Genomic DNA, 24,618 nt, shown 5'->3' on the forward strand with positions numbered 1-24,618 from the left:
CTGCGTACCGCCCCCGTAGGACAGCACCCGCAGATCAGGGCACTGGTCGGGATTCATCGCATCCGGGCCGTGGTGTCGAACAACTCCAACTCGGCGGGATGGAGCTGATGCTGGCAGACGAACGAGCGGTCCTTGATCCGCCACAGACCCTGACCGGTGCCCAGCGTGGGCAGCAGTTGCCGTTCGGTCCCGGTCAGGCCGAGCGCATCAGCGGTCGCACCCAACTGGTCGGACTCTTGGCGGTAGATGATGCGGGTCTCCGCGTTGGCGAGCAGGGACGCAGCAAGCGCACGCATCGCCGAACCTTGGTCGCCCACAGTGTCGAGGTCGGTGAGCTTGTGGAAGATCAGCATGTTGGCGATGCCGTAGTGCCTCGCCAGCCGCCAGTGCGCGTCCATCCGTCGCAGCAGCGACGGGTGCGACATAAGCCGCCATGCCTCGTCGTAGACGACCCATCTCTGACCGCCCGCTGGGTCCATCAGCGCGGACTCCATCCACGCGCTCGCGCAGGTCATCAGCACCGAGATCAGCGTGGCGTTCTCGGTGACCCGCGAGAGGTCGAGCGAGATCATCGGCAGCGTCGGGTCGAACCGCACGGTCGAGGGGCCATCGAACAGGCCGGCCAGGTCCCCGCCGACGAGGCGACGCAGCGCGTGCCCGACGAGTCGGCCGTCCTCGGCGAGCCGGCCCTCGGTGTCGTCATGGGCATCGGGGTTCAGTAGCCGGTCGACCACCATCGGGAGCAGGGGGACCTCAGCAGCACGGACGGTGCTCGCCAAGGCGACATCGACGGCGGTGTGCTCCAGGGGTGTCAGGCGGCGGTCCAGGACGGTTTCGGTCAAGGCGCCGATGAGGTCGCGGCGCCGGGAGGTGACCTGGGCTGCCCATTCCACGTCGTCGAGTCCGACGGGCCGGTATCCCTCGTCGAGGGGGTTGAGTCGCGCGGGCATCCCGTGGCCCAGCTCGATCGCCATGCCGCCCATCGCGCGGGCGACGGCCGTGTGCTCGCCCTTCGGATCGCCCGCCACGTAGACCCGTCTTCCGAAGGGCAGTGACCGGGTGTAGAGGCTCTTGGCCAGCGAAGACTTGCCTGAGCCGACGATCCCGGCGACCACGACGTTCGGGGCGGTGATGAGCCCGTTGCGGTACAAGACCCACGGGTCGTAGACGAACGACGCACCGCTGTAGAGGTCTTGCCCGACGAACACCCCGTCCGACCCGAGCCCGCCCTCGGCGACGAACGGATACGCCCCGCCCCAGGTCGCCGAGGTGTCCTGATGGCGCGGCAGTCGTAGTCGTCCCGACGTTCTCAGACTCGCCGGCCCCGGCTCCCCGGACTTGGGCAGGACGACCGTCGCACGGCGCTCCGCCGCCAACTCGTCGGCCTTCTGCTTGGCTGCGGCCTTGCGGGTCTCCCGGTCGGCCGTCATCAACGACTTCGCCGACGCCCGGCGAGCCCGTCGGTCACGGCGCCGCTCTCGGCGCGGAGCAACCAGGACAGCGCTGTGCAGCCGCTCTCCGTCCCGCGCCGTCACAGCCACGGTCCGTTCACCTCAACCGTGCGGACCGGCGCGCTCGCTGTCGGCGGCGCAACCTGCTTGGGTCGGGTCGCTCTCGCGGTGCGCCGCGGGGCGGGCGGCGCTGCGGAAGGAGGGGTGTAGGTGATCTCGGAGTCAGCGTTGTGGGCGTAGGTCACCGACTCCACGGCCCGCGCGACAAACTCGCTGGAAGCCCGCAGGTGCTCGGCCACCCGCTGGGCGGATGCGCGACCGGCATCTCGGTCGCCTTGTACGGCGGCCTGCTCCTGGGCGGTCGTCTCATAGAAGCGCGCGAGCTGACTCAGAGCGAACTCCAGCGACGCCAAGCCCCACGTCAGCGACCCCAGAACCGGATAGCCCTGACTCGGATCACTCATGCCCCGCATCGCGTGAGCAAGGCCCCTGATCGCCTGCTGGGCCTCGGCGGCGTCAGCAACGGCATCCTCGAAGGTCGGCATCCGCGTCTCCTGCATCTCGACAACCTGCGGTCGAGAGGGAGGTGAGCGGCAGGCCCCGAACCCTCAGCCCTTGCACTTGTAAGTGGACGACCCTACAGTTGTAGGTGTTCACGAGATGGATGGAGGTAGGACGATGACGCTCAGTGCCCCAGAGCGCACCGTGGTTCTCGCGCACTCTCTGGAGCGCCGCCAGGCCCACGATGTGCTCGGACGTCTCGAAGGCCACGCGGAGCGGCTCGCTGTCGCCGAGCCGGCCGGAACCACCGAGTCGGTACCGGCCGAACTGGCTCGGATCATCGCTCTGGTCCTCGACGCGGTGGCTGCCGGAGGAACCGTCACGATTGGATCGTTGCCGGAGGAACTGACCACCACCGTTGCCGCCGAGCAACTCGGTATCTCACGACCCACGCTGATGCGGATGATCCGCGACGGTGAGATCGCTGCACACAAGGTCGGCGCGCACCACCGGCTGAAGACGGCCGACGTGCTGGCCCTCAAGCGTGATCGGCTCGCCAAGCAGCGCGCTGCCTTCGATGAGCTGCGCCGCCTCGAAGACGAGCTCGAACAGTCCTGAGACCGCCACCGCTAACCTCAAGTGGTGGCTCTCGGTGTTCTGGTCGACGCGAACGTGCTCTACTCACGCACGTTGCGCGATTGGCTGTTCCTGCTGAAGCTCCGCTCGGAAGCGGGTATGTTCACGGTTTACGCGACTGAGGACATCATCGCCGAAGTGCTCTACCGGCTCCGCCGCGACAACCCGAGCAAACCCGGTGCCTTCATTTCAGGGATTCACGATCGAGTCGTGGCGAACATCGACGATCGGATCACCGACTTCCAGATCGACGGCTCGTTTCCCGGCGACGATCCAGACGACGCCCATGTCCACGCCGCAGCGGTCGCTTCCGGAGCCCGCATCCTGCTCACAGACGACTCGGGATTCACCGACCTGCCGGACGATGCGATCGAGCAACTCCCATACGAAGTCCACACCTGCGACTCGTTCTTCGTGCTCGTGGACGACGTGGCTCCCGCGATCGTGAGCGACGTCGCCGCCGAACAACACGCCTACTGGACGTCCAAGCCCGATAGCACCGACATCGCGTCCGCATTGGAGCGTGCCGGATGCCCCATCTTCGCCAACCGAGTTCGAGAGCACATGTCCGCCTTCGGACCCGTCTGAGTGACGTTCACACACTCCGGCACAGTGGGAGCGCCGCCGTGGCGAACGCTTGGGCCTGCTGGCCCCAGAGCCGGCGGGTCTCGCAGGAGGCTTGGATGGCGGCCTGTTCGATGGCGGCGACGGCCTGTTCCAGCTCGTCGGGGGTGGTGGCGCTGACGGTGATGAACCCGGTGGCGCGGAGCACTCCGTGGCCGGCGGTGAGGTCGGCTTCCTGACGGAGCACGTCGTGGTACTCGGCGTCTTGCTGGGCGTCGTCGATCTGCCCCATGCGCTGTCGTTGGGCGGCGTCGGAGACGTGCTCGGTCTTGCGTTTGCGGATATCGCGGGCGGCGTGGTCAGCGCGCATCGGGGTGTAGAGCAGCGTGAAGGTGCGGCGCACGCCGGAGGAGAGGAGGATCGAGGAGAGGAACCCGGGATAGACCAGCGACCGGGGCCACTCGCTGATCCACAGGACACAGTGATGCGCGGAGTCGCTGCGCAGGTGGCTCCAGGTCTCGGTGAGTGCGACCGGTCCGGCGGTGGCGAGGTCGCGGCCGAGGTCGCCGTGACGCTCCAGGGTGGCTGCGACTTGGGGGTCGTAGGCCGAGCGCAGGATGACGGCGAGGTCGCCGGGCTCCAGCCACGTCGAGGGGGCGAGGTCGGCAGCACGGAGTGCGGCGGTGATGGTGGTCATCTCCTGTCGTAGTACGGCGGCGGCACCGCGCATCCCGCCACCGGCGGCACGGATCGCGCGCCCGGCGGTCTTCATGTCGAGTGCGATGGAGATGGTGCTGGCGTGGCGCTCACCGGCGGGGCCGGCGCGGTCGATCAGTTCGCCGTAGGTGGTCGCCGCCCAGGAGCCGTCCTGTTGGCCGTGGCGGTGCCACCACTCGGCCAATCCTTTGCCGGAGTCGGGCAGGGTGCGCTCCATCATCTGCATCGAGGCGATCCGCCCCGAACGGCAAGCGGTGGCCAGCACACGCGACCAACTGGTCACCCGCCGTTCCTGCTCGATCGGGTCGAGCAGGACGAACGCGGGATGGGTTACCGAGACCAGTGCGGTCAACGTCGCGGCGTGCGGGTCGTGGACCATGACCGCTCCGGTCTCGGCATCGACCCATTGCCGCAGGCTGGCCGCGTCGCCGGGCAGGGCGAGCACTCCGGCCGGGCGGGGCTTGAGGACACGGCGACGGTAGATCAGTTGCCCACCCGTGGACCGCCATACCCATCGGAGCAGGATCGGCAGCCACTCCACGAGCTTGCGACCACCGATGCCGACCCACGCCAGCGCGGCGCACAGGATCAGGACTGGTGCCGTGTAGGCGAGGATGATGCCGCCGCCCAGATACAGCGAGAGCACCAGCACGACCGCACCGAGGCCAACAACGACGAGCTGCAAGCCGGACAGCCCGAGCAGTACGCCGCGCTTGGACAGCCGGGAGAACTTCACCGGTGTCAGACCAGCCTCGGTGCCCTGCCCTGTCGTCGTACTCATCGCTTCTCACCCCCAGGCCGACCAGCGCGAGACGGAGGAGTCGGATCAGCAACGTGGGGAACCATCGGCGCGGGCGGCGGCGGACTCCCGCTGCCCTGCGGGTGAGGCTGGCCCGACTGGTTCGCACCGTCGGCGTGGCCCTCGGCGCTTGCCCCAACCTTGGAGCCGATACGAGGCCCGGCCGTAGCAGCCTCCTTCGCCGCAACGGCCCCGGCCAAGACGCCACCGGCCGCTCCGCCTGCGGCGCTGGCGCCCCCGGCAGACGACCCGCCCCCAGCGGTGGCGCCGCCCGATCCGGCCCCACCCGATGAAGAAGGCGTTGGTGCAGGGCTGGAGGAACTGGAGCCCCCGCTTCCGTTGCCCCCTTCGAGCACCTTCTGGGGCTCCTGCCCGCCGCGCCGGGCTGTCGGGATCGGGAGGGGGCGGTTGAGTGCTGCTTTGGCTTCCTGCTCCATGCTCATCGAGTGGTACATGTCGAAGCCCATGAACGAGATCGCCTTGTAGGCCATGTAGGGCGCGAATGCTGCGATCAGCATGAGCACGACTCCGGCGATGGGCTCGCTGACTGATTGCAGGTCGGCGTCGATGGGTGCGGACACCTGGGCGGTGGCGAGCAGGAAGATCACCACCACGACCACCTTGGACACGATGAGGGCGATGACGAAGGAGGCCCACTTGCTGACCCATCCCCGGGTGTGGTCCCACGTCGCGCCCGCCAATGCGACGGGTGCGAACACGATGGCGATCAAGAGCAGGGCCTTGCGGATGAGCAGGCTGATCCACACGATCACCGCGCCACCAATGGCAAGGCCGGCGATGAAGATGGTGATGACCGCGCCCGCGCCAGGAGCCGCGATGTTGAGGGTCGCCAGTCCACCGGCCAGCAGGGCGATCCGGTCGCCCATGTCTTCCATGTTGGTGCCGGCCGCGTGGACGATGCCGACGCAGATCTGGTCGGTGATCTCCAACGCGGTCGTCAGCAGAGCGAGCACGACGAACGATCCGAGGATCGACTTCGCCAGTCCGAGCAGGGCACGCGACAGAGCGGCGGGTTCACGACGGACCATGCCGCCGATGACCTGGAGCATGAAGAAGCCGACCATGATGACCGCCGCGATGCCGAACAGGAGGTTGTAGACCCGCACGTACTGCGTGCTGGTCACGTCGACCATCGTGGTGGAGTCGAAGACCTTCCACATCGACTCGAACATCCACGCGGCTGCGCCACCCATCGCTTGTGCCAGCCAGTCGAAGGGTGCGGTCACCAGGCTGGCTGCGGCATCACCGGCTGCGTCGCAGACCCCGGAGATGACGGGTACGTCGCATACGTCGACCATCGTCGTGTCCTCTCCTCAACGTCACTTGGTTGGCGGGTCAGACCGCTTGGCCGACGTTCCAGAAGAAGTTCACGAGCGCGACGCTGGCGCCGGTGATGATCGCTGCGCCCAGGGCGATCAGGACGCCGGTCTTGCCGCGTCCGGCCAAGTGCGGGTTGCTGCTGTTGGCTCCGAGCGCCCAGACGATCGCGGAGATGATGAGCGCGAGCACAGCGAGGATGAGCCCGACCGTCATCGAGGCTCCGACGATGGTTCGGAGCTGCCCGATGCCCGGAAGCCCGTTGGAGTTCGGCGAGATGTCGATGTCGGCGGGCAGGACCGCGACGACGCCACTCGAGAGAGCGGACAGCGACATGAGCGGATTGGCGAGGTTGAGCATGAGCGTCTCCTGATTCAGCGCGATGGGTGGTTGCGCTGGAAAGGTGCTCTCGTCGTCCCGAGCTTGTTCGCTCAGTCGCCGATGCCGAGACCGGTCGAGGAGGCGGGTGCCCGCCCGGCCTCGCGAGCCGGCTGTGCGGGCCGAGCCGGAGCGGCCCTCTTGGTGACCTTCGTGGCGGTGGCGATCACCCGGTCGGGATCGACGGCGGTGTGGGAGAGGTCGTAGCCCGCCCACGGTGATCTGCCCGGAACGTGGCGGTGCCCGAGGTTGGGGCGTTCGGTGATGACCGGCGCGCCGGGGAACCGCATGGCTTCGGGGTAGTGTTCCTCCACCCATTCACGGGCCTGCTTGCTGGGCCTCATGCTGGAGTCGCACATCTTGATGCGCGCTGGAACGATCGGCAGTTCGCGCCAGCCGGAAATCGCGTGGTCGTGCCATGCCTCGACGGCCTTGTTCTCGCCGTCGGTGATGGCGTGCCAGTCGCAGGGCTCGCACACTGACTGGTACATGAGGTCGCCGAGGCACGAGCAGTTCCCGTGACGGTGGTCGTCGTCATTGCAGCGCAGGTCGGCGGTGAACATTTCGAACCCGTGATCGCCGACCTGGACGTTGCCGGGAACCGCGATGGCGCGGTGCCACATCCGGCTCGCGGCGTAGGAGCCGAGGACCCCATGATTGAGGAACTGCCAATGCGCGAAGGCGGCGTCGAGATCGCTGGGTCGGTAGTAGTCGACGGTGAAGTGCAGCGGCGCTCCAGTCCACGGCGGGGCGGCTTCGACCTCTGCGGCGTGGATCATGCCCTCGATGTCGAAGGCAAGCTGTCCCTCGGCCTCCGCGTAGCGGCTCACAGCGACGCTCCAAGGTCGAGCAGCCAGTTTGCCCACGCCAGCGCCCCGCCGGTGAGAACCGCGCCGCCGAGCGCGACGAAGAGCCCGGTCTTGGCCTTCGCGGATGCTTGCCAACTCCCAGACGAGGACGCGATCGCCCAGGCCGCCGCGCAGATGATGACCATCAACGCCGAGGTCAGCAGGCCGTAGGTCAAGAGCGCGCCGACCATCGAACGCAACGTCCCGGCACCGCCCAGCGCACCGAAGTCCGGCCCGACAGACGCGGACGCGAGAGTCATCACCCGGTTCATGCCCGGACCCCGGTGGCGATGGTGAAGTGGAGGTGGTCGTAGTGCCCTCCGGTGATGCCGGCGGGATCGTGCATTCCACCGCCGTTGTAGGAGCGCCATCCTTCGCTGGAGCGTGCGACGCTCCAGATCTTGCCCTGCCAGATGAGGTACTCGACGCCGAGCTTGGTCGCGTTGGCCTTCAGCCAGTTGGTGACCTCCCAGCCGTACTCCAAGGCGTGCCCTTTCGCGGCTTGCCCGATGGAGTTCCCGAAGGTGCCGTCGCACGCGCGGCCCAGCGGGTGCTCGGACTTGGTTCCGGGCCGGGGCGACCAGCAGGCCCAGGACGATTCAGGGAACCGAGCCCGGACCTGGGAAAGGACATAGGCGGTTCGCGCCGTGATCTTGCCGTTGCTGGTGGGGTCATCGACTAGGGCGTCGGGGTTTGATCCGTCGAACTCTTCGGGGGCCGCCACGTCGTCGGCCCCGCAGCCAGCCGGGATCACGGTCGTGCTGTTGTTCTGGTCGACCTCGGCGGCGCCGTGACCGGCGAGCCAGGGCTCGGGGTTGACCGTTGCGGCCCACGCCCCGCCGGGACGGACCTCGAAGTGCAGATGAGCGCCAGTGGAATAGCCGTCGCTGCCCACATCGGCGATGTGGTCCCCAGCGTGAACCCGATCTCCCACGGAGACCCCGATGCCATCGGCGTACATGTGGGCGTATCCGGTGGCGACGAGCTGACCTTCGACGGTGTGCTCGATGAGGATGAGATGCCCGTACCCGGTCGCTGGACCGGCAAAGGCCACTCGCCCGTCGGCCGCAGCCAGGATCGGCGTACCGGCAGGAGCAGCGAAGTCGACCCCAGTGTGGAGCTTGCGCTCCCCGGTGATCGGGTGGACGCGCATCCCGTAGCCGCTTGTCCTGACCCACGTCCCGGCGGGAAGCGGGAAGACCACGCGACTCGTCTCGGCCGGAGTATCCGCACCAGCCGGACTTCCGTTTGTGGTGGAGGCAGCGGTCGAGGTGGTGGGCACGCACGCGGCTTGTGCCGGGTTGATGAGGGCCGCGAGTCCAAGGAGGACAGTGGCCGGCCCGAGCATCACCGTCGCCAGCGCCGCGCCGCCAGCGAGAAGGGTCTTGTTCATGACACGCCTCGCCGTCTCGTTCTGCCGTCTCAGTCCAACGGCTCGTCGAGCCGGGACAGGCGCAGCAGGTGGCACTCGGGATAAGTCGGGCCGCAGACGATGAACACGGTGAACGCGACATCGTGCGAACTCGCCACCGGCTCGCTCTCCCAGATACCCGCCCGGTGCCGGACGCCGGTCACGGTGTAGGCCGTCGTCCCCGGCGCGAACCCATCGGGTCCGGCCTCGGCGAGAGCCTGCTCCCACAGCGTCGGCACACTCAGGCTGTCGAGCTCGATTCGCTGGCGGGTGGAGTAGCTGCGCAGTTGTCGCCATGCTTCGTCGTTGGGCAGATACCCGGCGATGTCGGCGACCAGCCCCGGTGTCGACTCGCCGCTCGGATCTCCAACGGCGACCAGCCGTTCGACGTAGGTGTTCCTGCTGGTGGCGCTGGTCGTGTCCCAATCGAACAGCCCCGCTGCCACGCGACGCGCGAAGGTCTCGGGATCAGTGGTCGGTGTCAACGGGCGCAGCACTCCTGACGTGTCCTCAGTCGCCCCGAGGGTCCACGACCCCGACCCGTGCAGCTCGGTCGTCGGGACCAGTCCTGGGTCGCTGGGCGTGCCGGATCGGAAGGAGACGGTGGCGAAGATGAGCGCCGCGAGGAGCGCGAGCAGGACGATGGCGGCGACGAGCACACGACGAGTCGGGAACTGGTCCGGGGCTTCGCGGAGCATTGGGTTTCCTTCCGGTGGGGACTTGGGTGGACACGACATAGGTGCCCGCGCGTCCCCGGCGGTCGTGCTCAGGCGCTCATCGCCTCGTCGGCGGAAGCACGGGCTGAGCGCACCGCGTCAGCGAAGGCGATGGTCTCGGCGAGCACTCGCTCGAACATCTCCAGATCGGAGTCCTTGAGCTGGGCCGCGATGTCGGCAGCGTTGTAGTGGCGCGACCAGCCGTCGAGGTCACTCCAGGTCAAGACGAACGCGCGCAGCGACCGCGAGGTGGCAGGGTTGTTCCTCTTGGCGCGCGGTCTGCCGCCGCCTCGTGCGCGGTCCTGCCTGGCTCGTTCGTCGGCTTCGTCCCGGAGTTGTTCAAGTGCTTCGGCAGTTGTCGACGCTTCCGCAGGAAAGTCGGCTCCAGCGAGTTCGATCGCTGCCTTGACCCGATGGAACGCCGGTGACACGTCGGCGCCGTTCTCGATGTCCCGCAACTCCCTAGCTGCGAGCTCGCGAACGAGGGACGGAAGGCCGTGATCCTCACTCGCACGTCGTACCGCGAGAATCTGCTCCAAGCGCTGGTGGGACTGCTTCCTCGTCACCAGTTGCGATGCTTGGATGCGGGTCTTGCCTGGGCCAGACGGTGGTGCGGAGTCCGCACCACCGCTCACTTCCCCGATGATTTCCGGTGGTGCGGAGTCCGCACCGCCGTTCACTCCGTCCTGAGTCGGCAGACTTCCGAACCGCGACGCCTCCTGCCGGCGTGCTGCATCCTCTGCGAGCACCCTCGACAGCTCGTCGAAGAGTGCTGCTTCCTCCAACGGCGTCAGCGGCTTGTGCTGCTCGTTCTCGTCTTGCTGCGCAAGGATGCGCGACAACACGTCGGAGAGGCCGGAACGTACCCATACCTTCAAGGTGCGCCAGCCCAACCGCTTCACGGCTTCGAGCCGCCGTCGACCGCAGACGAGCACTCCGTCAGGCGTGATCGTGATGGGCTGCAACAGGCCATGCTGCTCGATCGACCGCATCAGTGCGTCGATGTCGCCGAGGTCTTGGCGGTGCCGGAACCCGATGACGATCGAGTCGACGGTGCGCGCCAGTTCGATGTGCCCGTTCTGGTCAGACACGGCTCGCTCCTGGCACGAGGGCATCGGCGGCCGCGAGGATCGTCCGCGCAATCTCCGGCATGTCGAGAACGTCGTCAACGTCGTATCCGATGAGCAGTAGTAGAAGAACTCCGCGGCCCGCGTTCGTCTTGGCACGGACGCTGCTCTGGTTGCCCAGAACGGCCCTCAGCATCGAAAGCCACGCTCTCTGGTCGATGTCCAGCAGAGCGAGCGGGTGGCGGTCGCGGCGCAACGCCTCGAACGCAGCCTGGCGGTTGTCCGAGCGGCCGAGGCGGTTGCAGATGTACTCGACGCCGCTGCGTGCGATCTCGGTCGGCCACCCCAGCTCGATGAAGACCTCCACGGTGTCGTCGAGTGCGAAGAAGGCGTTGGTCGGCTCGTTGTCCTCGTTGAGCCCGTCGGCCAGGGCCGTCATGAGGTTGTCTCTGAACGCGGGGTGGTAGTCGATCAGCGCCACGTCTCGGTCGCTGAACCGCTCGGCGTCGTGGTGTGCGGAGACCTGCGGGCGGCGTGCTTGGTGGGTGGAGCACAGGAGCCCGTTGGCGCGTTCTTCGGCGATCAGCGTGACCTGCACCGCACGGGTGACCACGGCCCAGGGATCGCAGGCGTCGCGTGCGGCGCGGGTACGCATGACCTCGAATGCAGCGACCGCTGCTTCCTCGGGCTCCAGGCGGTGCTTGCGTGCGAGTGCCCCGTACTTGTCCATCGCGTAGCGCATCAGCTCGGCCGCTTCGGGGTCATCGCGCCAGCTCTGCTCACCGGCAGAGTGCAGGCGGTGCAACGTTGCACGTAGTACCTCGGAGTCGGTGAACGGCGGACGGGTGTCCGCAGGCCGCTTCACAGCCCAATCCCTTGCTCGGTGACGGTCGGCGCGGACGCCGCGGGCCTGCCGATGGCGTTGCGGGTGATCCGGCGCCGGACCTTCCACGCTGCCTGTGCCGGAGTGCGGCGAGCCCGCCGGGCCAACTCGGCCTCCAAGTCGAGGCCCCGACGCAGCCGGTCAGAGCCGAGGGTCGTCACCAGCTCGGACGGGCGTACCCAGGCGATCGTCTTCTGGGCCTTGGTCGGCTCCTGTCCTCGGTTTGCGGCCGGACTCTGGGATGGATCGCGGTGGACGGCCAGTGCCGAGACTTCGGCCTCTGCTGCCTCAGTTGTCCGCGACGCCGGGTCGAGGGTCCTGTCGGTCCGGTGTTCATGGGGGTCGTGATTCATTGCTGCTCCTTTGTGATGGGCGCGGTCGATAACTCGGGGGTCGAGCCGGTGGGTGCCAGCCAGCGGCCGATGGTCGACGGGTGGACGCCGAGGTGGCGGGCGATGGCGCGGTTGCTCATCCCGTCAAGCCGCAGTTGCTCCGCCTCGGCGCGCTGGTCGACGGGGCTCGCCTCGGACGTGGGTGCCGCGGGCGCAGGCGGTAGCTCGCTGGGGTCTGGATGGGTTGCAGCGTCGACGTTGCGGGTCAGATGAACGGTCAGGTGAGTGATGGCGAGCAAGACCACAGGCGGCACCGACGCAACGGCTGCTGCAACGACGGCGGGCACGGATGCGTCGGCGGCGATCACCGCGTGCAGCGCATTGGCCGCGACCGAGACGGCTGCGCCGGAGGCGAGGAGGAGCCACGGATACCACGTCGCCCGTGGCCGGGCAGCCGGGGAAAGGGCGACCACGGCGACGGTGGCGACGACGATGATGCCGTCGACGATGAGCGGCCATGCCCACGCTTGCTCGGGCGCGATGCCAGACCGCCGAGCCAGATCGGCTAGCGATGTGAACGACAGCCAGAACGCACCAGCGGCGATCAGCACCGTCCCGGAGACGGCGGTGGCGACGACCGAACTCATCGACCCGGTGCTTGTCAGTTTCGTGCTCACAGGCCGGTCACCTCTATCGGCGTCGTCCCGGCAGCCGGGGTTCGCTGGGGACTCGGGGACGTGGTGCGGTATGCCGACCGGATAGTGGTCTCCGCCTCGCGTTCGGTCAGGCCGGCGGAGCGAGCGGCGTCTCCGAGCACGGCCAGGGAGGCGTCAAAGTTGTGACCGGCTTCAACCATCCGACACGCCGCCCAGAACAGCCCTTGGTTGCGGGCTCCTTCGGGTCGAGACGCGACCCATGCCGCCAACCGGTCCGGACTGGAGTTGGCTGTGGCCAGGGGCAGTGGCCATGATGCCGGGGCGGGGCGCGGGGGTTCGAGGAATCGACGCAGAGTCGTGGTGTCGATGGGCGAGGGGCGGCGGTCGGTGATCGAGGCGACGCGATACTCGGCGACGGCCCCGCTTGGCAGGGTTGCCCGGGACGGTGGGAGGACCACATAGCCGCCGTCGCCCCGGCAGTCGACGTGCTGGCTGGGGACCTGCCAGCAGCGCTGGTCCACGCCCGGCTTGGAGGGGTAGCAGACGTGGAGACCACCCGAGGGGGTGCGCACCATCCAGGCCCAGCCGTCGACGAGCCCGGCCGAGCGCGCTCGCTCGAAGGCGTCGAAGCCGCTGCCAGAGGCGTGGACGTCTACGTCCACGACGACGATGCCCGAGGGAGTCCCGGTCGGCATCGCGATGTTTGCCTCCGGCCACCGCCCCCACCACTCCGCGACTCGACCCGGGTCAGTGGATGCGTCGAGGAACCCCCGGCGGGTCAGCGGCTGCTTGCCCAGAGGAACGCACGGGAAGACCGGGACGCCGGCCCGCGCCAGGTGGCGCGCGGCGGTGCCGAAGTTGGGTGCGTCGCCGAGGCCGGCGAGCAGGTCCGGTGACCACGCCGGGAGTTCTCGCGTCGAGCTGTTCATATGCTCGACGTTGGTCGCGGGGGGTTACCGGATGGGTTCCCCCACGAGGGGGTTCCCCCAGGGTTGCCCCTCGGGGGAACCCCCTACCGGATTCTGCGTTTCTGCAGGTCAGCAGGGGGTTCCCCACAAAGTTGAAGAAAGTTTCGGGCTAGCCCTTGCGTGGGGCCGCAACGGGGCGGTTTCCGCTCGGCTGGGAGCCGTTCTGGGAGCGCTTGCTGGTCATGTCGTGGGTTCGCGGTGGCAGTTCGACAGGTCCGAGATCGTCGTCGCTGCGGTTGTAGATCCGGTCGTTGAGGAGTTGCTCGGCCAGTTCCTCATGTCCTTCAGCGGAGGCCACCGCCACGAGGTCGAGGTTGGTGATCTCGTCGTACGGCGCAGCGTGATGGGCAACTTCGACGGCTTCGTGGGCCATCGCCAAGTCGCCCTCGGCGAGGGCGTGGGTCGTCACGATGTGGGCAACATCCACGATGGCGCAGGTGAGGATGTGGTCGAGCCGGTCACTCTCCAGGACCCAGGCCCATCCGTTGGTTCGGAGTTGCCCGAACGGCTGGCCGGTGACCAGTCTCAGGGCGGTCGCAAGGTCGTTGATGCCTGCCGCGCCACGCGCCTGTCCCCGTGCGCGTAGGCGACGGAACAGGTCGGCGTCCAGCAGCACGTCATCGACTTGATAGAAGTGCCCGCCACGTTGCCGGGCGGCCCGCGACTCGTCCGCCTTCGGGAGATGTGGTCGGCCGGTGTGAGGGTTCGTGCCGAGCCATGAGCGAAGCGCGTTCATGTCTACACGGGCGCGCTTGGGCGTGATGGCGAAGGCGTCGGCGACTTGCGCAGAGGTCACCCCGTCAGGATGGAGGGCGAGGAACGCCAGCATCTCGGTGTAGAAGGGCTTGCGGCCGGCAACGTCCGCCGCATCCCCGTGCGCACGTCCATGCACAGGTCCCAAGACGCTGATACGTGGGAGTCGGGAGGCGGGGTCGAACCACCATGCGACCTCCTGATCCAAGGTCGGGTCAGCGTCCTCGACAGCGGTGCGCGTGGCCTCGGGGACGACGGGCGCCAGCGCCTCGACATCTTCAGGCGTGGTCGCCGCGAGATCGGCATACTCACTGGTCGGCCGAGGGAGAAGGGCCGTGCCCCCTGCTGCCCCCACTGGCCGTGACTCCACGAACTCGTCACGCAGCGCGCCAGCCTTGTCCACCAGCCGGTCGCGTCCGATCGCCGCTTCGTCCACCGGAACCGGCGCGAGGGTGGTGTCGCGGGTGACGTCGAGAATCGCAGCGCACGACGACGCCTCCTCGTCGCTCAGCCCTGCCGCCGCCACCGTGAGGCCAAGGATGGGAATGGTGAGCCGTGCGGACTCGTCCACCTCCAACACCAGCGACTCTTCGGTGAGGTGGTCGCCGACCGTGACTACGGTGATGCCGCGAGCCGAATGGGAGTCGTTGGCCGACGTGATGGCGTGCGACGCATCGGTGTCCGCGTAGGTGCGCTCCAGCAGGAGGGCTCGCCGTCGCTCTGGAGCAAGCCCGGGGATGCCGGGTTGGCCGAGCTCCGCGCTGAGCTTGTCGAGGAGTCGGGTGTCGTCGTGATGGTGGAGCCGGAGTGGGTCGAGGTCGACGAGCGTGGGTGAGAGCCCGAACGTGTCGATGTCGACCTCGGCTGACCAAGGGTTGAGCGCCAGCTCGGCAGCCAAGTGGCGAAGGAAGTCCTCGCCTCCGGTGACGGCGCCCGTGACGGCGATGTGTGCTGCGTGACCGAGGTTGAGAAACCAGACCGTCCCGTCGTCGTCTTGTCCGACCGCGACCAGGAGTGGGTACGGCGGTGGGCTCTGGTCGCTTGGCTTCGCACTGTCGCTGCGGAGTGGAGCGATGCGAGTACGGCCGGTTCCCGTCCACGGCTCGGGCAGCATCGCATCCTCGTCGTCCACGCCCAAGTGGAGCGTGACCCCGGCAGCCGAGAGACCGAGAGCGATCACGTCGGGCAGACCGCGAGGGCTGGTGCTGATCTGCCGCAGGACGTGGTCCAGGGCCTCGATCTGCGGGGCCATCGAGGACCCTTCGACCTGGAGGGTCTTCTCCAGGTCGTTCAGCGGCGCAGGCGGAGGTACGACGATGTGCCCGGGCCGCCTGTAACGCAGCTGGGTGCGTTGGCGTCGACGGAGCGCGGTGAGGAGCCCGGCAGCTAGGACTGCGCCGGCGCCAGCCAATCCGGGAACGAGCCAACCTGGTGATGCGTTCTCGGCTTGATCGTTCTCAGTCCCGTCCGGCTGGACATCAGCGGGAGCCGGCTCGATCTCCGGGGTCTTGGGATTCCCCGTGTCCGGGGTCGGCTGGCCGGGCTCGGTAGGTTCTGGCTCCATCTCTGGGGTGCTGGGTTCGATATCAACCGGCGGCTCAACTGGCGGAGGCGTATCGACCACCTCGCCGGGGATGATGAGTAGCCATCCCGGACGGATGAGGTCGGGATCAGTGAGCTTGTCCCCGTCGGGTTGTATGAGGTGCTTGGAAGCGTCGAAGATCTCCATGAAGCGCTTGGCGTCGCCGAGTTCCTCCGCAGCGATAGTGGAGAGCCAATCACCGGGTGCCACGACGCGAATGTGCTCGCCCGATGCCGGGGATTCGGCGCTCCCGACAACGGCTTCATCGCCTTCAACGGGGACGCGGATCACCGTTCCAGGCAGGATGAAGCCCGGGTTGTCTCCGAGGACGTCACGGTTGAGAGCGTGCAGCTCTTTGTACCGTCGCCCATCGCCCAGGAATCTCTCTGCGACCTTCCACAGGCTCTCGCCACGTCGGAACGTGTAGTCGACGGTGCGCGACTCCGTGTCCTTGGCGGCCAGAACGAGCGCGTTCTCAGGCTCGGCAGTCGCCGCCAGCTCAGCCACAGGTGCCAGGGTCGCAACCGGCTCCTGAATGGTGGGGGCCGCTTGCGCCGGCTGTGGCGCGAACGCTGGTGCGATAGCTGGGACCGCAACGAACAGCAGAGCAGCCACAGCCACGAGGTTCCCGGCGTATGCCTGCGGCAGGCCGAGGCCGGGGAGCCGTGGGGCGGACACACCGCGGATGGCAGCGACGGTCTCGACGGCGAACAGGGCCGTCCCGAGCGCCCACAGTCCCCACGCGAAGACAGCTACCACCAGGAGCGCCAGCGTGCCGTCGTCCGGGCTGGTCAACAGCGTGCCGATGTCGCTGAGGCTCTCATGCCACGGGGCCACGCCGATGGCAAGCAGTACCAGTGGATACCCGATGACGAACAGGGCGATCAGCAGAGTAGCTCCGAACCCGGAGAGGCGGTTGCGTGTGGCGCTCACTGTTCGGTTCCTCCCAGGCTGCGGACGATGCGAGCAGAGGCATCCGAGGTGACGGTGAGGTCGCCGATGCCAATGAAGGAGAGGAACGTGGGCGTGTAGGTGTCGGTGACGGCGACATGGATGGTGTCTCCGCCCGTCACCGTGACCGTGCCCTCGATGCCGGCGGCGGCGAGGTACTGCTCTGCGGCGGTACGGGCGGCGGCGGCGTCAACGCGGACGTACTGGCCTTGGATGGCTGGGGCGGCCTGCACTTGCTGGGCGCCCGTGCGAGCTGCTTCGGCGGCGATGTTGTGAGCACGCTGTTTGGCGTGGACCTGGCCGCCGAGGTCGACGGCGAGCCCGACGAGCATCATCATCACGAAACTGGAGGTGACGAGCCAGATCGAGATGGAGCCACGCTCGTCCCGGTGGCGGTGGCGGTGGCGGTGGCGGTTGCGGGCGCGGGTAGAGGTTTGGGGTGTCATCCGCGTTCCCTCCAGGTGTCGATCGGGCTGGTCGTGGTGGCCTTGATGAGGCGACTGCCAGGCACCCCGGGTACGGACAGGTCAGAGAGGTCGAGGCGGCACTGGACTGTCACTGTGACGGTTGCTGTTTCGCCGACCGTGCGGCTGAACTGGCTGGTGTCCACGGTCACGTCGATGTCCAGACAGTTGATGCTTTGGTTGGACAGGCTGGTGGTCGCTGCCGCGACGGCCTTGTTCTTGGCGACGGTCGCGGTGCGTTCGATGGACGCGGCGCGGGCAGCATCGGCGGCGGCGGTCTCGACGGACTGATGGGTGGTCGCGGTCCTTCCCCCGAAGATGATGAGCCCGACGAACAGCACGAAGGCGGGCACGCCAACCACGGCCTCGACTGCAGCCGAGCCCCGCTCATCCCTCACCAGTCGCCGCCATCTGATCACGGTGCGGTCAGCCTCTCGACGGGCACGGATGCCACCTGACGGACCACAGGCGACCAACCCGGGATCACGCTCAATGAGTGGCCCCGGACGACCACGGTCACTGTCGTGCCGGTCCGGTTCGCCGTGGTGGTCGCGCCGGTGAGGACGTCATCTCCGCCGGCCTCAGCGATGAACGCCTCGGCGGCTTGTACGCCGTCGGACTCCTTGCCGTTCTCGCCGCCAGCGGCCCTCGCGCCTTCTTGTGCGGCGGCGATCGCCACCGTTCGGGCGTGGTAGAACAGCGCGGCCTGCATCCCGAGGAACAACACCGCGAACAGGGCAGGCAGCAGGATGACGAGTTGGATGGAGACCGAGCCGCGCTCGTCCCTTGCTCGCACGCCCGGCCTGCTACTTGATGTTTCCGGCTTGGCTTTCGACATAAGCCTTCACCGCGGCGACCACGATCCCGACGATGGCGATGACCGCGACCGCCCAGAGGACGTGCTCGGTGGTCACCGAGCCCCGTTCGCTTCGCGCGCGCAGGCGCGCGTGAAATCCGAGATGGGTCGTGAGTAGGAGCGCGAGCAGTCGTTTCATGGTGGTGTTTCCTTTCCTGGATGGGTTCCCTTTCCCGGTTGTTGAGTGAGGGGTTCTTGGTTGTCAGGTGTTGCTGAACATCCGCAGCAGCGATGGGGCGACGAGCAGGGCCATGAAGATGACGCCGAGCAGGGAGCCGGGGATGGTCATGCGTTCGCCGACGGCGTTGGCCTCGGCGATCTCGTCGTTGAGCATCGCGGTGCGCATGGCGGCGGAGCGGGCACGCAGGTTGGCATAGACCGAGGCTCCTTCCTCTCCAGATAGCCGCATGATGTCGGCGAAGTCGTCGAGCTCGGGTAGTCCGAGTTCTTCAGCCAAGGTGTGCAGGGCGTCCCACGGCGGCAGACCTGACCAGCGTGAGCGGGTCAACTCCTCCGACAGTCGGGTGAAGACCCAGGAGTCGCCGACCTCGGCGGCGGACTCCATTGCCTGTCTGACGCCGGAGCCGTTGTGACGTTCCAGGGCAACGAGGTCGATGTAGGCGCCGAGTGCCCGGGTGAACTCGAGCCGGGCTTTGCGCGCGTCATCGACCGCGTTGTAGTTGGGCAGGAAGAACATCACGACGGCCAGCCCGAGCGAGGCGAGCGCGGGGATCGCGACCGGGAACCCGAGCTCGATGAGGCCGAAGAACCATGCCAGGAGTGGCGGGATCAGGAGCCCGAGGAACGCGAAAGTCAGTTTGTCGCCGTAGAACCGGGCCAGCGGGACACGCAGCAACGCCAGCTCGCGCGTCGGGGTCCGAACCCACATCGCCGGCGGTAGGGCCTTCATCGCCCACACCCCGAGCCGCTCCTTGCCGCCACTGGCCGTGGCCGGGCCGAGGGTGTTGGCGCGGCCACGGGTCGGGGTGAGCCGACTCAGCGCTTCGGCGAGGTCAGGCTCGGCTGGCATCAGTCGCACGACCAGCAGCACCACGCCAAGAGCGACGAGTGCTCCAGCAGCGAGGGCGAGCTGGAGCCCGGTCGTCACGCCACACCCCCAACCGATGATCGGGTCGGTGAATGGGCAGGTGAACGGTCGAGGAAGCGGGGGAGGTTGCGGCCCATCGCCATGCGCTTCATCCAGATCAGGGTGGCGACGTAGGCCGAGAGCAGGGCGACAAGGATGACCTGCCCGAGCGGGCTCTTGTACGGCGCGACGTAGGTCCCCGACACCGCGAGGATCACCAGGACGCCTGCACTGATGAGGGTCACCCACCGGGCCGTGGCCCTTGGCTTGGCTCGGTCGGCCTCGACCTGACGCCGCGCCCGAACGTCGGCTGCCACTGACTCGGCCAGACCTTCGAGCACCGACGCCAAGCCCGCGCCGCGACGACGGGCTCCGAGGATGAGGTTCGCCGCGACCAGATCGCCGGTGGAGTCGTCCAGTTCGTCGGCGAACGCCCGCAGCGCGTCTTCGGTGCCCCATCGCGCCCGCAAGCGCGCCACCAGCCGGGTGACCTCGGGTGCGATCGCTGCCGGGGTGGACCGCAGCGTCGCCACGAGGGCCTGCTCAAGCCCAACTCCCACGGTCAGCACCCCAGACAGCGAGCGAGTCCATTCCTCCATCGCCTCCAGCCGCGCGATCCGCGATGAGGCCGACCCGGACGACAGCAGCATCGGCAGGCCAACCGCTGCCACAGGAACTGCCACGATGGCGAGCACCCAGCCGGTGACCAGCCACGCCAACGCACCTCCCGCGAGACCGCCGAGTACGAGCATCCGCGTTCTCCGGTTCAGGTCGCCGAGCCGTCGCATCCGTCTGGTTGCAGGTCGTTTCTCACGGACGGGCGCGGGGCGTAGCCCAAGGAAGAGGCCGATGATCCCGGCGACGACCAGCGCGCCCGCCAGCGCAGGGACGAGCGCGATCATGGCCGGGTCTCCTGCCCCATGAGGTAACCCGAGAGGTCGAACCCGAACCGTTCCAGCGACCGGTACTCATCTGGCAGCACGGCTGGATGTGCGGTGCCGTCGGTGTCGGGGGCGAAGATGTGGGTCGTCGCATAGCCCGTCTCCCGTTCACCGGGGGCGAGCGCGATGACCTCGGCGACCCGCCGCCTGCGTTGTGAGACTCCATTGACGGTCGTGGTGCGCAGATCGAGCTGGACGATCAGGTCGATGGTCGCGGCGAGCTTGCTGGTGGCCAGGTCGTGGGTGACGTGCGGACCGGCCTCCATCGCGCAGGTCACCAGCTTGCGGACCGCAGCGACCGCATCGGAGGCGTGCGTGGTCGAGATGGAGCCCGTCCCGCTCTCCATCGCTTTGATCATCGCCCAGATCTCCTTGCCGCGGACCTCGCCGACGATCTGGCGCGACAAGTTGAACCGGAAGGAGTCGACCAGGGCGTCGTCGAGGGTGAACTCACCGGCCATGCGTCCGTCGAGGCCGCGTTCGCCAGAGCCGGGGCGGGCCTCCCACGGATGGACGATCCGATGCCGCTTCAGCTCATGCAGGTGCAGCTCGTACTCCGTCTCGAAGGTGCCGATCGCCTCCATCGGGTCGATCTCCGCACACAACGCCCGCACCAACGTTGTCTTGCCTGCGCCCTGGCTGCCCGCCACCACGATGCTCTTGCGTGCCTTGACCGCAGCCCGCAGGAAGGATGCGGCAACCGGGGTGAGCATCTGCCGCTCCACGAGGTCATCGAGGGTGATCTCCATCAGCCGGTGACGCCGGATCACGACCGAAGGGCGCGGCGTCACCCATGCGGCCGCCGCGAGACGCGACCCACCATCCAGTCGCAGGTGTAGCCGGGGCTGGGCTTCGGAGAAGCCTCGGGCGTTCACCTCCGAGCGGGAGGCGAGGAAGACCAGGAAGTCGATCAACTCTTCGTCCGAATCAGCCACCGGCGGACCGTCGACCAGCGACCCGTCGATGAGCTCCAGGAGCACGTTGTCGTGGCCGGCGATGATGATGTTCTCCACGTCGTCGTTGTCGACCAATGGTTGAAGGCGTCCCAGCCGGAACAGCGAGTCGAACACCGCACGGGCGAGCCCGTCCTGCTGGGCCGTCGGCCACGCGGTGTTCCCGGCGTTCACCCGATCCGCCACGGCGGCCTCGATGAGGTCGAGCACGATCGAGCGGCCGAGCTCCTCTTGCGCGGCCTTATCGAGCCGAGCCCGGTCTGCGGCAACTGCCTGACTCAACTGATCGGACGCTTGGGCACGTAGCGCCGCCACGAGCGACCAGTCCACGCCGGTCGCGGAGGCGGCATCGTTTGTCGGGTCGAGGGGTTGGACCAGTCGCGGCACGGTCGGGCTCCGGTGCGCGCCGGGCTGAGTGCCGGTGGGAAGCGGCTGGGCGAACAACGGCAGCGCGGTCAGATGCGCCCGGTCGGTTGATGTCTCGTCGACGCTCTCGCTCGTCATGGGCGGACTCCTTCGACCAGCTCGCTACGCCGACGGGAGACGGTCGCGTGAATGGAGGCGATACCCGCCTGAAGAGCACGAACCAGAGGGCCGGTCTCGAACCGCTTCGGGGGTTGGGTGCCGCGCGAGAACACCGCAGCCGCGGCCGGTTCATCGGGGAGTGTGGCGACCACGGGGAGCCCCAGCACACCGCCGACCTCGCCCGCCTTGTATGGCTGGCCCTCGCCGATGACCACGACACCTGACTGCTGCCAGTCGAACGTGCCCCGCTGGATCGAGTCGGCCCATGACCGCACCGCCGACAGCGCCGGCAGGGTCGTCCGGGTCACCAGGAGCGTCAGATCGGCGTTCGTCAGCAGCGGCTCCGGGGAACCGACGAGTCCGAGCCGCCCGGCATCAACGATCACGTCCTGACCCGTGCTCTCCAAGTCCGCCAGTTCCTCAGCCAATGGCTGCCACAGGTCTCGCAAGGCGGGCGCCTGCGTGTGGGACCGAGTGCCCGCGACGAAGGAGACAGTTGTTCCGTCGATCCGTTGGGATACCTCGGCCAGCCCGTCGTGGATGCTGCTCGCGGTCAGCGCCAGCTCGATCAACCCCGCCTGGTACTCGCGGGTGCCTCGGAAGTAGCCCGCCAGCACACCTGACCCGCCCGTGGGATCGGCCTCGACCAACAGCACAGGACGGGGCCACAACAACGCGAGACCGAGTGCCGTCGTGGTGACGCCGGGCGACCCCGAGGCCGAAGCAAGTGCGATGACAGCCATCAGCGCTCCCGCGAGTCCAGGACCAAGGAGACGTTGCCGGTGGCCGCGCGGGCGGCCAGCACGGCGGCGTCGGCGTGCGGGACGAGCAGGTCAACGATCCTCTGCCCGGTCTCCACCGAGACGTGGACGCCGGCCACGGTCGCGTCGCTGAACGTCGGCGAACCCGCAGGCAACTCCGCGCCCTGCGGCGGAGTCACGACGACCCGCACCCGATCGCCGGTGACCAGTTCGAGTCCAGGTGCCTGCGCAGGACTCAGGGCGACGCCGACGATGGAGTTGTTGCCGCTGGGCTCGACCGCCGTCGTGATCGAGTCAGGAGTGAGCATCGCGCCTGCGGCGACGTCGTACGCTGCGCGCTGCCCCACCACCTGATCGAACTGGCTCGCCGCCACGGGCTTGAGTGCCGGGTCCGCGCTCAGCCGAACTCGAGCCAGGTCATCGGCCCCGATGACCGCGCCCCGTTCGATGGTGTGCCGGGCAACGAGGACTTCCTGTGTGTTCGTCGTGGACGTCCACGCCCACGCCGCCAGCAGGGCACCCAGCAGCACGGAGGCAACCGCGACGACGACGAGAGCGGGCCGACGGCGCAGCTTCGGTGGCGGCACAAGGCTACTGGCGGCGGGACTCGACTCGGGGTCGAGTGTCCTGTCGTCTCGGGTGGCTGTCTTGCTCATACTTCGCTGCCTTCCTCTGCCGGTTACTGCACGAGCACCTGCGCTTCTCCAATGGCGATCTGGGCCTCCCGGACGAGTCCGTTCAGCCGGATGGTTCCCGTCTGCCCTGCGCCCTCCCAGTCGATGACCCAGTCCGAGGTCGCCGTGACCGCGAACCTGTGATCAGGCTTCGACGAGCTCGACGTGGTGTAGACGTGGCCGCAGTCGGGCGACTTCATGTCGCCGTACGCCGCCTTGTACGGCTTGCCCGGCTTGGTGCAGATGACCTTGGTGCCGTCACCCATGTCCCAGGTGATCTTGTGCAGCCGCGCCGTGGCGGTGATTGTGAGGCCACCTGCGGATGCGGAAGCAGTGATCGGACCGACGGTGTGACTGTCCGGGTTGGCTGCCCACATCCACACCGGCATCCCGACGATGCCGACGCTGCCGTCGCCCGGCCTGGGGGTGATGCCGATGTCGATTGCGCGGAGATCCATCTGCTCGATTGCGATCTGGGCGACCTCGCGTGGCGTCGGACCGTTACCGGAGTCAGGCGGAGGGTCCGCCGACCAGATCCAGATGAGCAGGTCGGGATAGTGCTGATAGCACTGGTAGACGGCCCCGTCACCGGGCTCGTGACCCTGCCGGCTTGGATCGCCCGCCGGAGGTTGAGGGTGAAGGAGTTGGATATAGCAGTTCCAGGTGTTGGACCAGTAGCCGTACTCGCTGTTGCACGGAACAGGACCGGGCGGCGGGTTGTGGATGTTCTGCGGCCGACCGTCCCACCAACACGACTTCCCCGAGCCGGTGTCCTTGGGGCCGTCGTCGGGGTCATCGCCGGGATTTCCCGGGGTGGCAGGGACCTCGATCCAGATCAGACACTTGCCCGATGTGGGGTCGACCTGCCCGCAAACGGTGTCAGCCTGCGCCGGGACAGCGCTGAACACAACCAGCCCCCCGCCGAGGACCGTGATCACGATGACGGCGATCAGGAGCCGGCGCATGGCTCTCGCTCCAGATCGGCGCCGCCCGACACCCGCCAGCCGTCCTCGGGGTCCGAGTGCCAGCTGTCGTTGGTCACCGTGTATCGAGTCCAGCCGACATCTTTGCGTTCGGGCGACACAGCGGACTTGCCGTTTGAGTCGATGATGTCCACTCCGCGCACGTCCCAACACAGGTCAATGAGCGCCGTCGCCGGGTTGTCGAGACTGATCGACTCGACCTTCACCTCGACAATCCTCGTATCGCCGATCTGGCTGAGACCGTCAGATCGCTGGCTCTTGAGCAGGTTCTGCTGAGCGGTGAGCTGGGTGCTCGATGCGACGGCATCTAGGGCGCTTGCGGGAACGGAGGTGTCCTTCCGAACGCGATCGACCGTCGCGAAGTACTCCCGCAGGACGGCAGACGCCGCCTCTGAAGCCCTCTCGGACTCAGATGGCGGCGTTGACTCAGTCACGCTCGGGGCCGGCGAGCTTGGAGTAGGGCTCCCGCTCGCTCCGGGATCATCGCCGTCGTCGGAACACGCACCGATAGCGACGACAACCAGTGCTGCCGCCGCTACGCGTGTGGCTATTCGATTGAGTCTCATAACCGGGATCCAGCGGCCATCCGCCAGAGTTCCTGGCGCGGTATGTAGATGGCACCTTGCCGACGGACCGGCGAGGTAGCTCTCGTGTTTCGCGTCATACTCGGGTATGCGGACTCTGCTGCCTCTCACTGTCATCCTGACTCCCTGATCGGTGGTCTTTCAGAGGGAAAGTGCTCTGCGGCCTCCAAACTCAGCCAGATCGGGCTCCGGGCCGCGGGGCCACCAGGAGCAACACCGTTAAGGTTTGACCCGTTGAC

The 24,618-nt window shown here is 67.8% G+C and carries 27 protein-coding genes; 2 read left to right on the top strand and 25 right to left on the bottom strand.

Going from position 1 to position 24,618, the window contains the following annotated elements:
- Window positions 1-53: 53 nt before the first annotated feature.
- Window positions 54-1,430 carry a putative type IV secretion/conjugal transfer ATPase gene (locus WMR31_RS04800; protein ID WP_340537632.1) on the bottom strand — a complete coding sequence of 459 codons (1,377 nt, stop codon included), beginning with the start codon at window positions 1,428-1,430 and terminating at the stop codon, window positions 54-56.
- 101 nt (window positions 1,431-1,531) lie between these two features.
- Window positions 1,532-1,996, bottom strand: coding sequence for a hypothetical protein (locus WMR31_RS04805; protein ID WP_340537633.1), 465 nt, complete (start codon window positions 1,994-1,996; stop codon window positions 1,532-1,534).
- A gap of 133 nt (window positions 1,997-2,129) precedes the next feature.
- Between WMR31_RS04805 and WMR31_RS04810 the strand changes: the two genes are divergently transcribed.
- On the top strand, window positions 2,130-2,570 hold the full coding sequence (locus WMR31_RS04810; RefSeq protein WP_340537634.1) for a helix-turn-helix domain-containing protein: 441 nt from the start codon (window positions 2,130-2,132) through the stop codon (window positions 2,568-2,570).
- A gap of 24 nt (window positions 2,571-2,594) precedes the next feature.
- Window positions 2,595-3,176 carry a PIN domain-containing protein gene (locus tag WMR31_RS04815; RefSeq protein WP_340537635.1) on the top strand — a complete coding sequence of 194 codons (582 nt, stop codon included), beginning with the start codon at window positions 2,595-2,597 and terminating at the stop codon, window positions 3,174-3,176.
- A gap of 7 nt (window positions 3,177-3,183) precedes the next feature.
- Here WMR31_RS04815 and WMR31_RS04820 read toward each other — a convergent pair whose 3' ends face one another.
- The 23 genes from WMR31_RS04820 to WMR31_RS04930 form a co-directional block, all read right to left on the bottom strand.
- Window positions 3,184-4,650, bottom strand: a complete 1,467-nt coding sequence (locus WMR31_RS04820) for an SCO6880 family protein (RefSeq protein ID WP_340537636.1) — start codon at window positions 4,648-4,650, stop codon at window positions 3,184-3,186.
- Window positions 4,647-5,822, bottom strand: a complete 1,176-nt coding sequence (locus WMR31_RS04825) for a conjugal transfer protein TrbL (protein WP_340537637.1) — start codon at window positions 5,820-5,822, stop codon at window positions 4,647-4,649. Before WMR31_RS04825 ends, WMR31_RS04820 begins: the two co-directional genes overlap by 4 nt.
- A gap of 202 nt (window positions 5,823-6,024) precedes the next feature.
- Window positions 6,025-6,366, bottom strand: coding sequence for a DUF6112 family protein (locus tag WMR31_RS04830; RefSeq protein ID WP_445321599.1), 342 nt, complete (start codon window positions 6,364-6,366; stop codon window positions 6,025-6,027).
- A gap of 71 nt (window positions 6,367-6,437) precedes the next feature.
- Window positions 6,438-7,214, bottom strand: a complete 777-nt coding sequence (locus tag WMR31_RS04835; protein WP_340537638.1) for a DUF6349 family protein — start codon at window positions 7,212-7,214, stop codon at window positions 6,438-6,440.
- Window positions 7,211-7,504, bottom strand: coding sequence for a DUF6112 family protein (locus WMR31_RS04840; protein ID WP_340537639.1), 294 nt, complete (start codon window positions 7,502-7,504; stop codon window positions 7,211-7,213). The genes WMR31_RS04835 and WMR31_RS04840 overlap by 4 nt, the downstream gene beginning before the upstream one ends.
- Window positions 7,501-8,625 carry a VldE C-terminal domain-containing protein gene (locus tag WMR31_RS04845; protein WP_340537640.1) on the bottom strand — a complete coding sequence of 375 codons (1,125 nt, stop codon included), beginning with the start codon at window positions 8,623-8,625 and terminating at the stop codon, window positions 7,501-7,503. The genes WMR31_RS04840 and WMR31_RS04845 overlap by 4 nt, the downstream gene beginning before the upstream one ends.
- A gap of 29 nt (window positions 8,626-8,654) precedes the next feature.
- The gene (locus WMR31_RS04850; protein WP_340537641.1) at window positions 8,655-9,341 is read right to left on the bottom strand and encodes a hypothetical protein; all 687 of its coding nucleotides are present in this window, start codon (window positions 9,339-9,341) and stop codon (window positions 8,655-8,657) included.
- A 68-nt stretch (window positions 9,342-9,409) separates the two neighbouring features.
- Window positions 9,410-10,450: a ParB N-terminal domain-containing protein gene (locus WMR31_RS04855; RefSeq protein ID WP_340537642.1), complete on the bottom strand. Its 1,041-nt coding sequence runs from the start codon at window positions 10,448-10,450 to the stop codon at window positions 9,410-9,412.
- On the bottom strand, window positions 10,443-11,291 hold the full coding sequence (locus WMR31_RS04860) for a serine/arginine repetitive matrix protein 2 (RefSeq protein WP_340537643.1): 849 nt from the start codon (window positions 11,289-11,291) through the stop codon (window positions 10,443-10,445). The genes WMR31_RS04855 and WMR31_RS04860 overlap by 8 nt, the downstream gene beginning before the upstream one ends.
- A gap of 367 nt (window positions 11,292-11,658) precedes the next feature.
- Complete coding sequence (locus WMR31_RS04865; protein ID WP_340537644.1) at window positions 11,659-12,318, bottom strand: DUF2637 domain-containing protein; 660 nt, start codon at window positions 12,316-12,318, stop codon at window positions 11,659-11,661.
- Window positions 12,315-13,226 carry a bifunctional DNA primase/polymerase gene (locus WMR31_RS04870; RefSeq protein WP_340537645.1) on the bottom strand — a complete coding sequence of 304 codons (912 nt, stop codon included), beginning with the start codon at window positions 13,224-13,226 and terminating at the stop codon, window positions 12,315-12,317. Before WMR31_RS04870 ends, WMR31_RS04865 begins: the two co-directional genes overlap by 4 nt.
- A 148-nt stretch (window positions 13,227-13,374) precedes the next feature.
- Entirely contained in the window at window positions 13,375-16,533 is a 3,159-nt protein-coding gene (locus WMR31_RS04875; RefSeq protein WP_340537646.1) for a LysM peptidoglycan-binding domain-containing protein, read from the bottom strand.
- Window positions 16,530-16,997, bottom strand: a complete 468-nt coding sequence (locus WMR31_RS04880) for a TadE/TadG family type IV pilus assembly protein (RefSeq protein ID WP_340537647.1) — start codon at window positions 16,995-16,997, stop codon at window positions 16,530-16,532. Before WMR31_RS04880 ends, WMR31_RS04875 begins: the two co-directional genes overlap by 4 nt.
- Window positions 16,994-17,434 (bottom strand): TadE/TadG family type IV pilus assembly protein, encoded by a 441-nt coding sequence (locus WMR31_RS04885; RefSeq protein ID WP_340537648.1) that lies wholly within the window; start codon window positions 17,432-17,434, stop codon window positions 16,994-16,996. The genes WMR31_RS04880 and WMR31_RS04885 overlap by 4 nt, the downstream gene beginning before the upstream one ends.
- Window positions 17,431-17,811 (bottom strand): TadE/TadG family type IV pilus assembly protein, encoded by a 381-nt coding sequence (locus WMR31_RS04890; RefSeq protein ID WP_340537649.1) that lies wholly within the window; start codon window positions 17,809-17,811, stop codon window positions 17,431-17,433. The genes WMR31_RS04885 and WMR31_RS04890 overlap by 4 nt, the downstream gene beginning before the upstream one ends.
- 10 nt (window positions 17,812-17,821) lie before the next feature.
- Window positions 17,822-18,010, bottom strand: a complete 189-nt coding sequence (locus WMR31_RS04895; RefSeq protein WP_340537650.1) for a hypothetical protein — start codon at window positions 18,008-18,010, stop codon at window positions 17,822-17,824.
- 63 nt (window positions 18,011-18,073) lie between these two features.
- Window positions 18,074-18,979, bottom strand: coding sequence for a type II secretion system F family protein (locus tag WMR31_RS04900; protein ID WP_340537651.1), 906 nt, complete (start codon window positions 18,977-18,979; stop codon window positions 18,074-18,076).
- On the bottom strand, window positions 18,976-19,860 hold the full coding sequence (locus WMR31_RS04905; protein WP_340537652.1) for a type II secretion system F family protein: 885 nt from the start codon (window positions 19,858-19,860) through the stop codon (window positions 18,976-18,978). Before WMR31_RS04905 ends, WMR31_RS04900 begins: the two co-directional genes overlap by 4 nt.
- Window positions 19,857-21,356: a TadA family conjugal transfer-associated ATPase gene (locus tag WMR31_RS04910; protein ID WP_340537653.1), complete on the bottom strand. Its 1,500-nt coding sequence runs from the start codon at window positions 21,354-21,356 to the stop codon at window positions 19,857-19,859. The genes WMR31_RS04905 and WMR31_RS04910 overlap by 4 nt, the downstream gene beginning before the upstream one ends.
- On the bottom strand, window positions 21,353-22,033 hold the full coding sequence (locus WMR31_RS04915) for a hypothetical protein (protein ID WP_340537654.1): 681 nt from the start codon (window positions 22,031-22,033) through the stop codon (window positions 21,353-21,355). Before WMR31_RS04915 ends, WMR31_RS04910 begins: the two co-directional genes overlap by 4 nt.
- A gap of 86 nt (window positions 22,034-22,119) precedes the next feature.
- The gene (locus tag WMR31_RS04920; protein ID WP_340537655.1) at window positions 22,120-22,794 is read right to left on the bottom strand and encodes an SAF domain-containing protein; all 675 of its coding nucleotides are present in this window, start codon (window positions 22,792-22,794) and stop codon (window positions 22,120-22,122) included.
- Between the two features lie 23 nt (window positions 22,795-22,817).
- A complete protein-coding gene (locus WMR31_RS04925; RefSeq protein WP_340537656.1) occupies window positions 22,818-23,777 on the bottom strand; it encodes a hypothetical protein in 960 nt (319 codons plus the stop codon).
- On the bottom strand, window positions 23,762-24,229 hold the full coding sequence (locus tag WMR31_RS04930; protein WP_340537657.1) for a hypothetical protein: 468 nt from the start codon (window positions 24,227-24,229) through the stop codon (window positions 23,762-23,764). Before WMR31_RS04930 ends, WMR31_RS04925 begins: the two co-directional genes overlap by 16 nt.
- Window positions 24,230-24,618: the final 389 nt, after the last annotated feature.

This window comes from Nocardioides epinepheli, from assembly GCF_037936805.1.
Classification (GTDB): domain Bacteria; phylum Actinomycetota; class Actinomycetes; order Propionibacteriales; family Nocardioidaceae; genus Nocardioides.

Bases quoted from the DNA above. Each gene is read 5' to 3' on its own strand.
- WMR31_RS04925 (WP_340537656.1), bottom strand. From the start codon at position 23,777: ATGCGCCGGCTCCTGATCGCCGTCATCGTGATCACGGTCCTCGGCGGG.
- WMR31_RS04910 (WP_340537653.1), bottom strand. From the start codon at position 21,356: ATGACGAGCGAGAGCGTCGACGAGACATCAACCGACCGGGCGCATCTG.
- WMR31_RS04820 (WP_340537636.1), bottom strand. From the start codon at position 4,650: ATGAGTACGACGACAGGGCAGGGCACCGAGGCTGGTCTGACACCGGTG.
- WMR31_RS04845 (WP_340537640.1), bottom strand. From the start codon at position 8,625: ATGAACAAGACCCTTCTCGCTGGCGGCGCGGCGCTGGCGACGGTGATG.
- WMR31_RS04800 (WP_340537632.1), bottom strand. From the start codon at position 1,430: ATGACGGCCGACCGGGAGACCCGCAAGGCCGCAGCCAAGCAGAAGGCC.
- WMR31_RS04840 (WP_340537639.1), bottom strand. From the start codon at position 7,504: ATGAACCGGGTGATGACTCTCGCGTCCGCGTCTGTCGGGCCGGACTTC.
- WMR31_RS04830 (WP_445321599.1), bottom strand. From the start codon at position 6,366: ATGCTCAACCTCGCCAATCCGCTCATGTCGCTGTCCGCTCTCTCGAGT.
- WMR31_RS04895 (WP_340537650.1), bottom strand. From the start codon at position 18,010: ATGAAACGACTGCTCGCGCTCCTACTCACGACCCATCTCGGATTTCAC.
- WMR31_RS04825 (WP_340537637.1), bottom strand. From the start codon at position 5,822: ATGGTCGACGTGACCAGCACGCAGTACGTGCGGGTCTACAACCTCCTG.
- WMR31_RS04920 (WP_340537655.1), bottom strand. From the start codon at position 22,794: ATGAGCAAGACAGCCACCCGAGACGACAGGACACTCGACCCCGAGTCG.
- WMR31_RS04880 (WP_340537647.1), bottom strand. From the start codon at position 16,997: ATGACACCCCAAACCTCTACCCGCGCCCGCAACCGCCACCGCCACCGC.
- WMR31_RS04905 (WP_340537652.1), bottom strand. From the start codon at position 19,860: ATGATCGCGCTCGTCCCTGCGCTGGCGGGCGCGCTGGTCGTCGCCGGG.
- WMR31_RS04805 (WP_340537633.1), bottom strand. From the start codon at position 1,996: ATGCCGACCTTCGAGGATGCCGTTGCTGACGCCGCCGAGGCCCAGCAG.
- WMR31_RS04870 (WP_340537645.1), bottom strand. From the start codon at position 13,226: ATGAACAGCTCGACGCGAGAACTCCCGGCGTGGTCACCGGACCTGCTC.
- WMR31_RS04810 (WP_340537634.1), top strand. From the start codon at position 2,130: ATGACGCTCAGTGCCCCAGAGCGCACCGTGGTTCTCGCGCACTCTCTG.
- WMR31_RS04850 (WP_340537641.1), bottom strand. From the start codon at position 9,341: ATGCTCCGCGAAGCCCCGGACCAGTTCCCGACTCGTCGTGTGCTCGTC.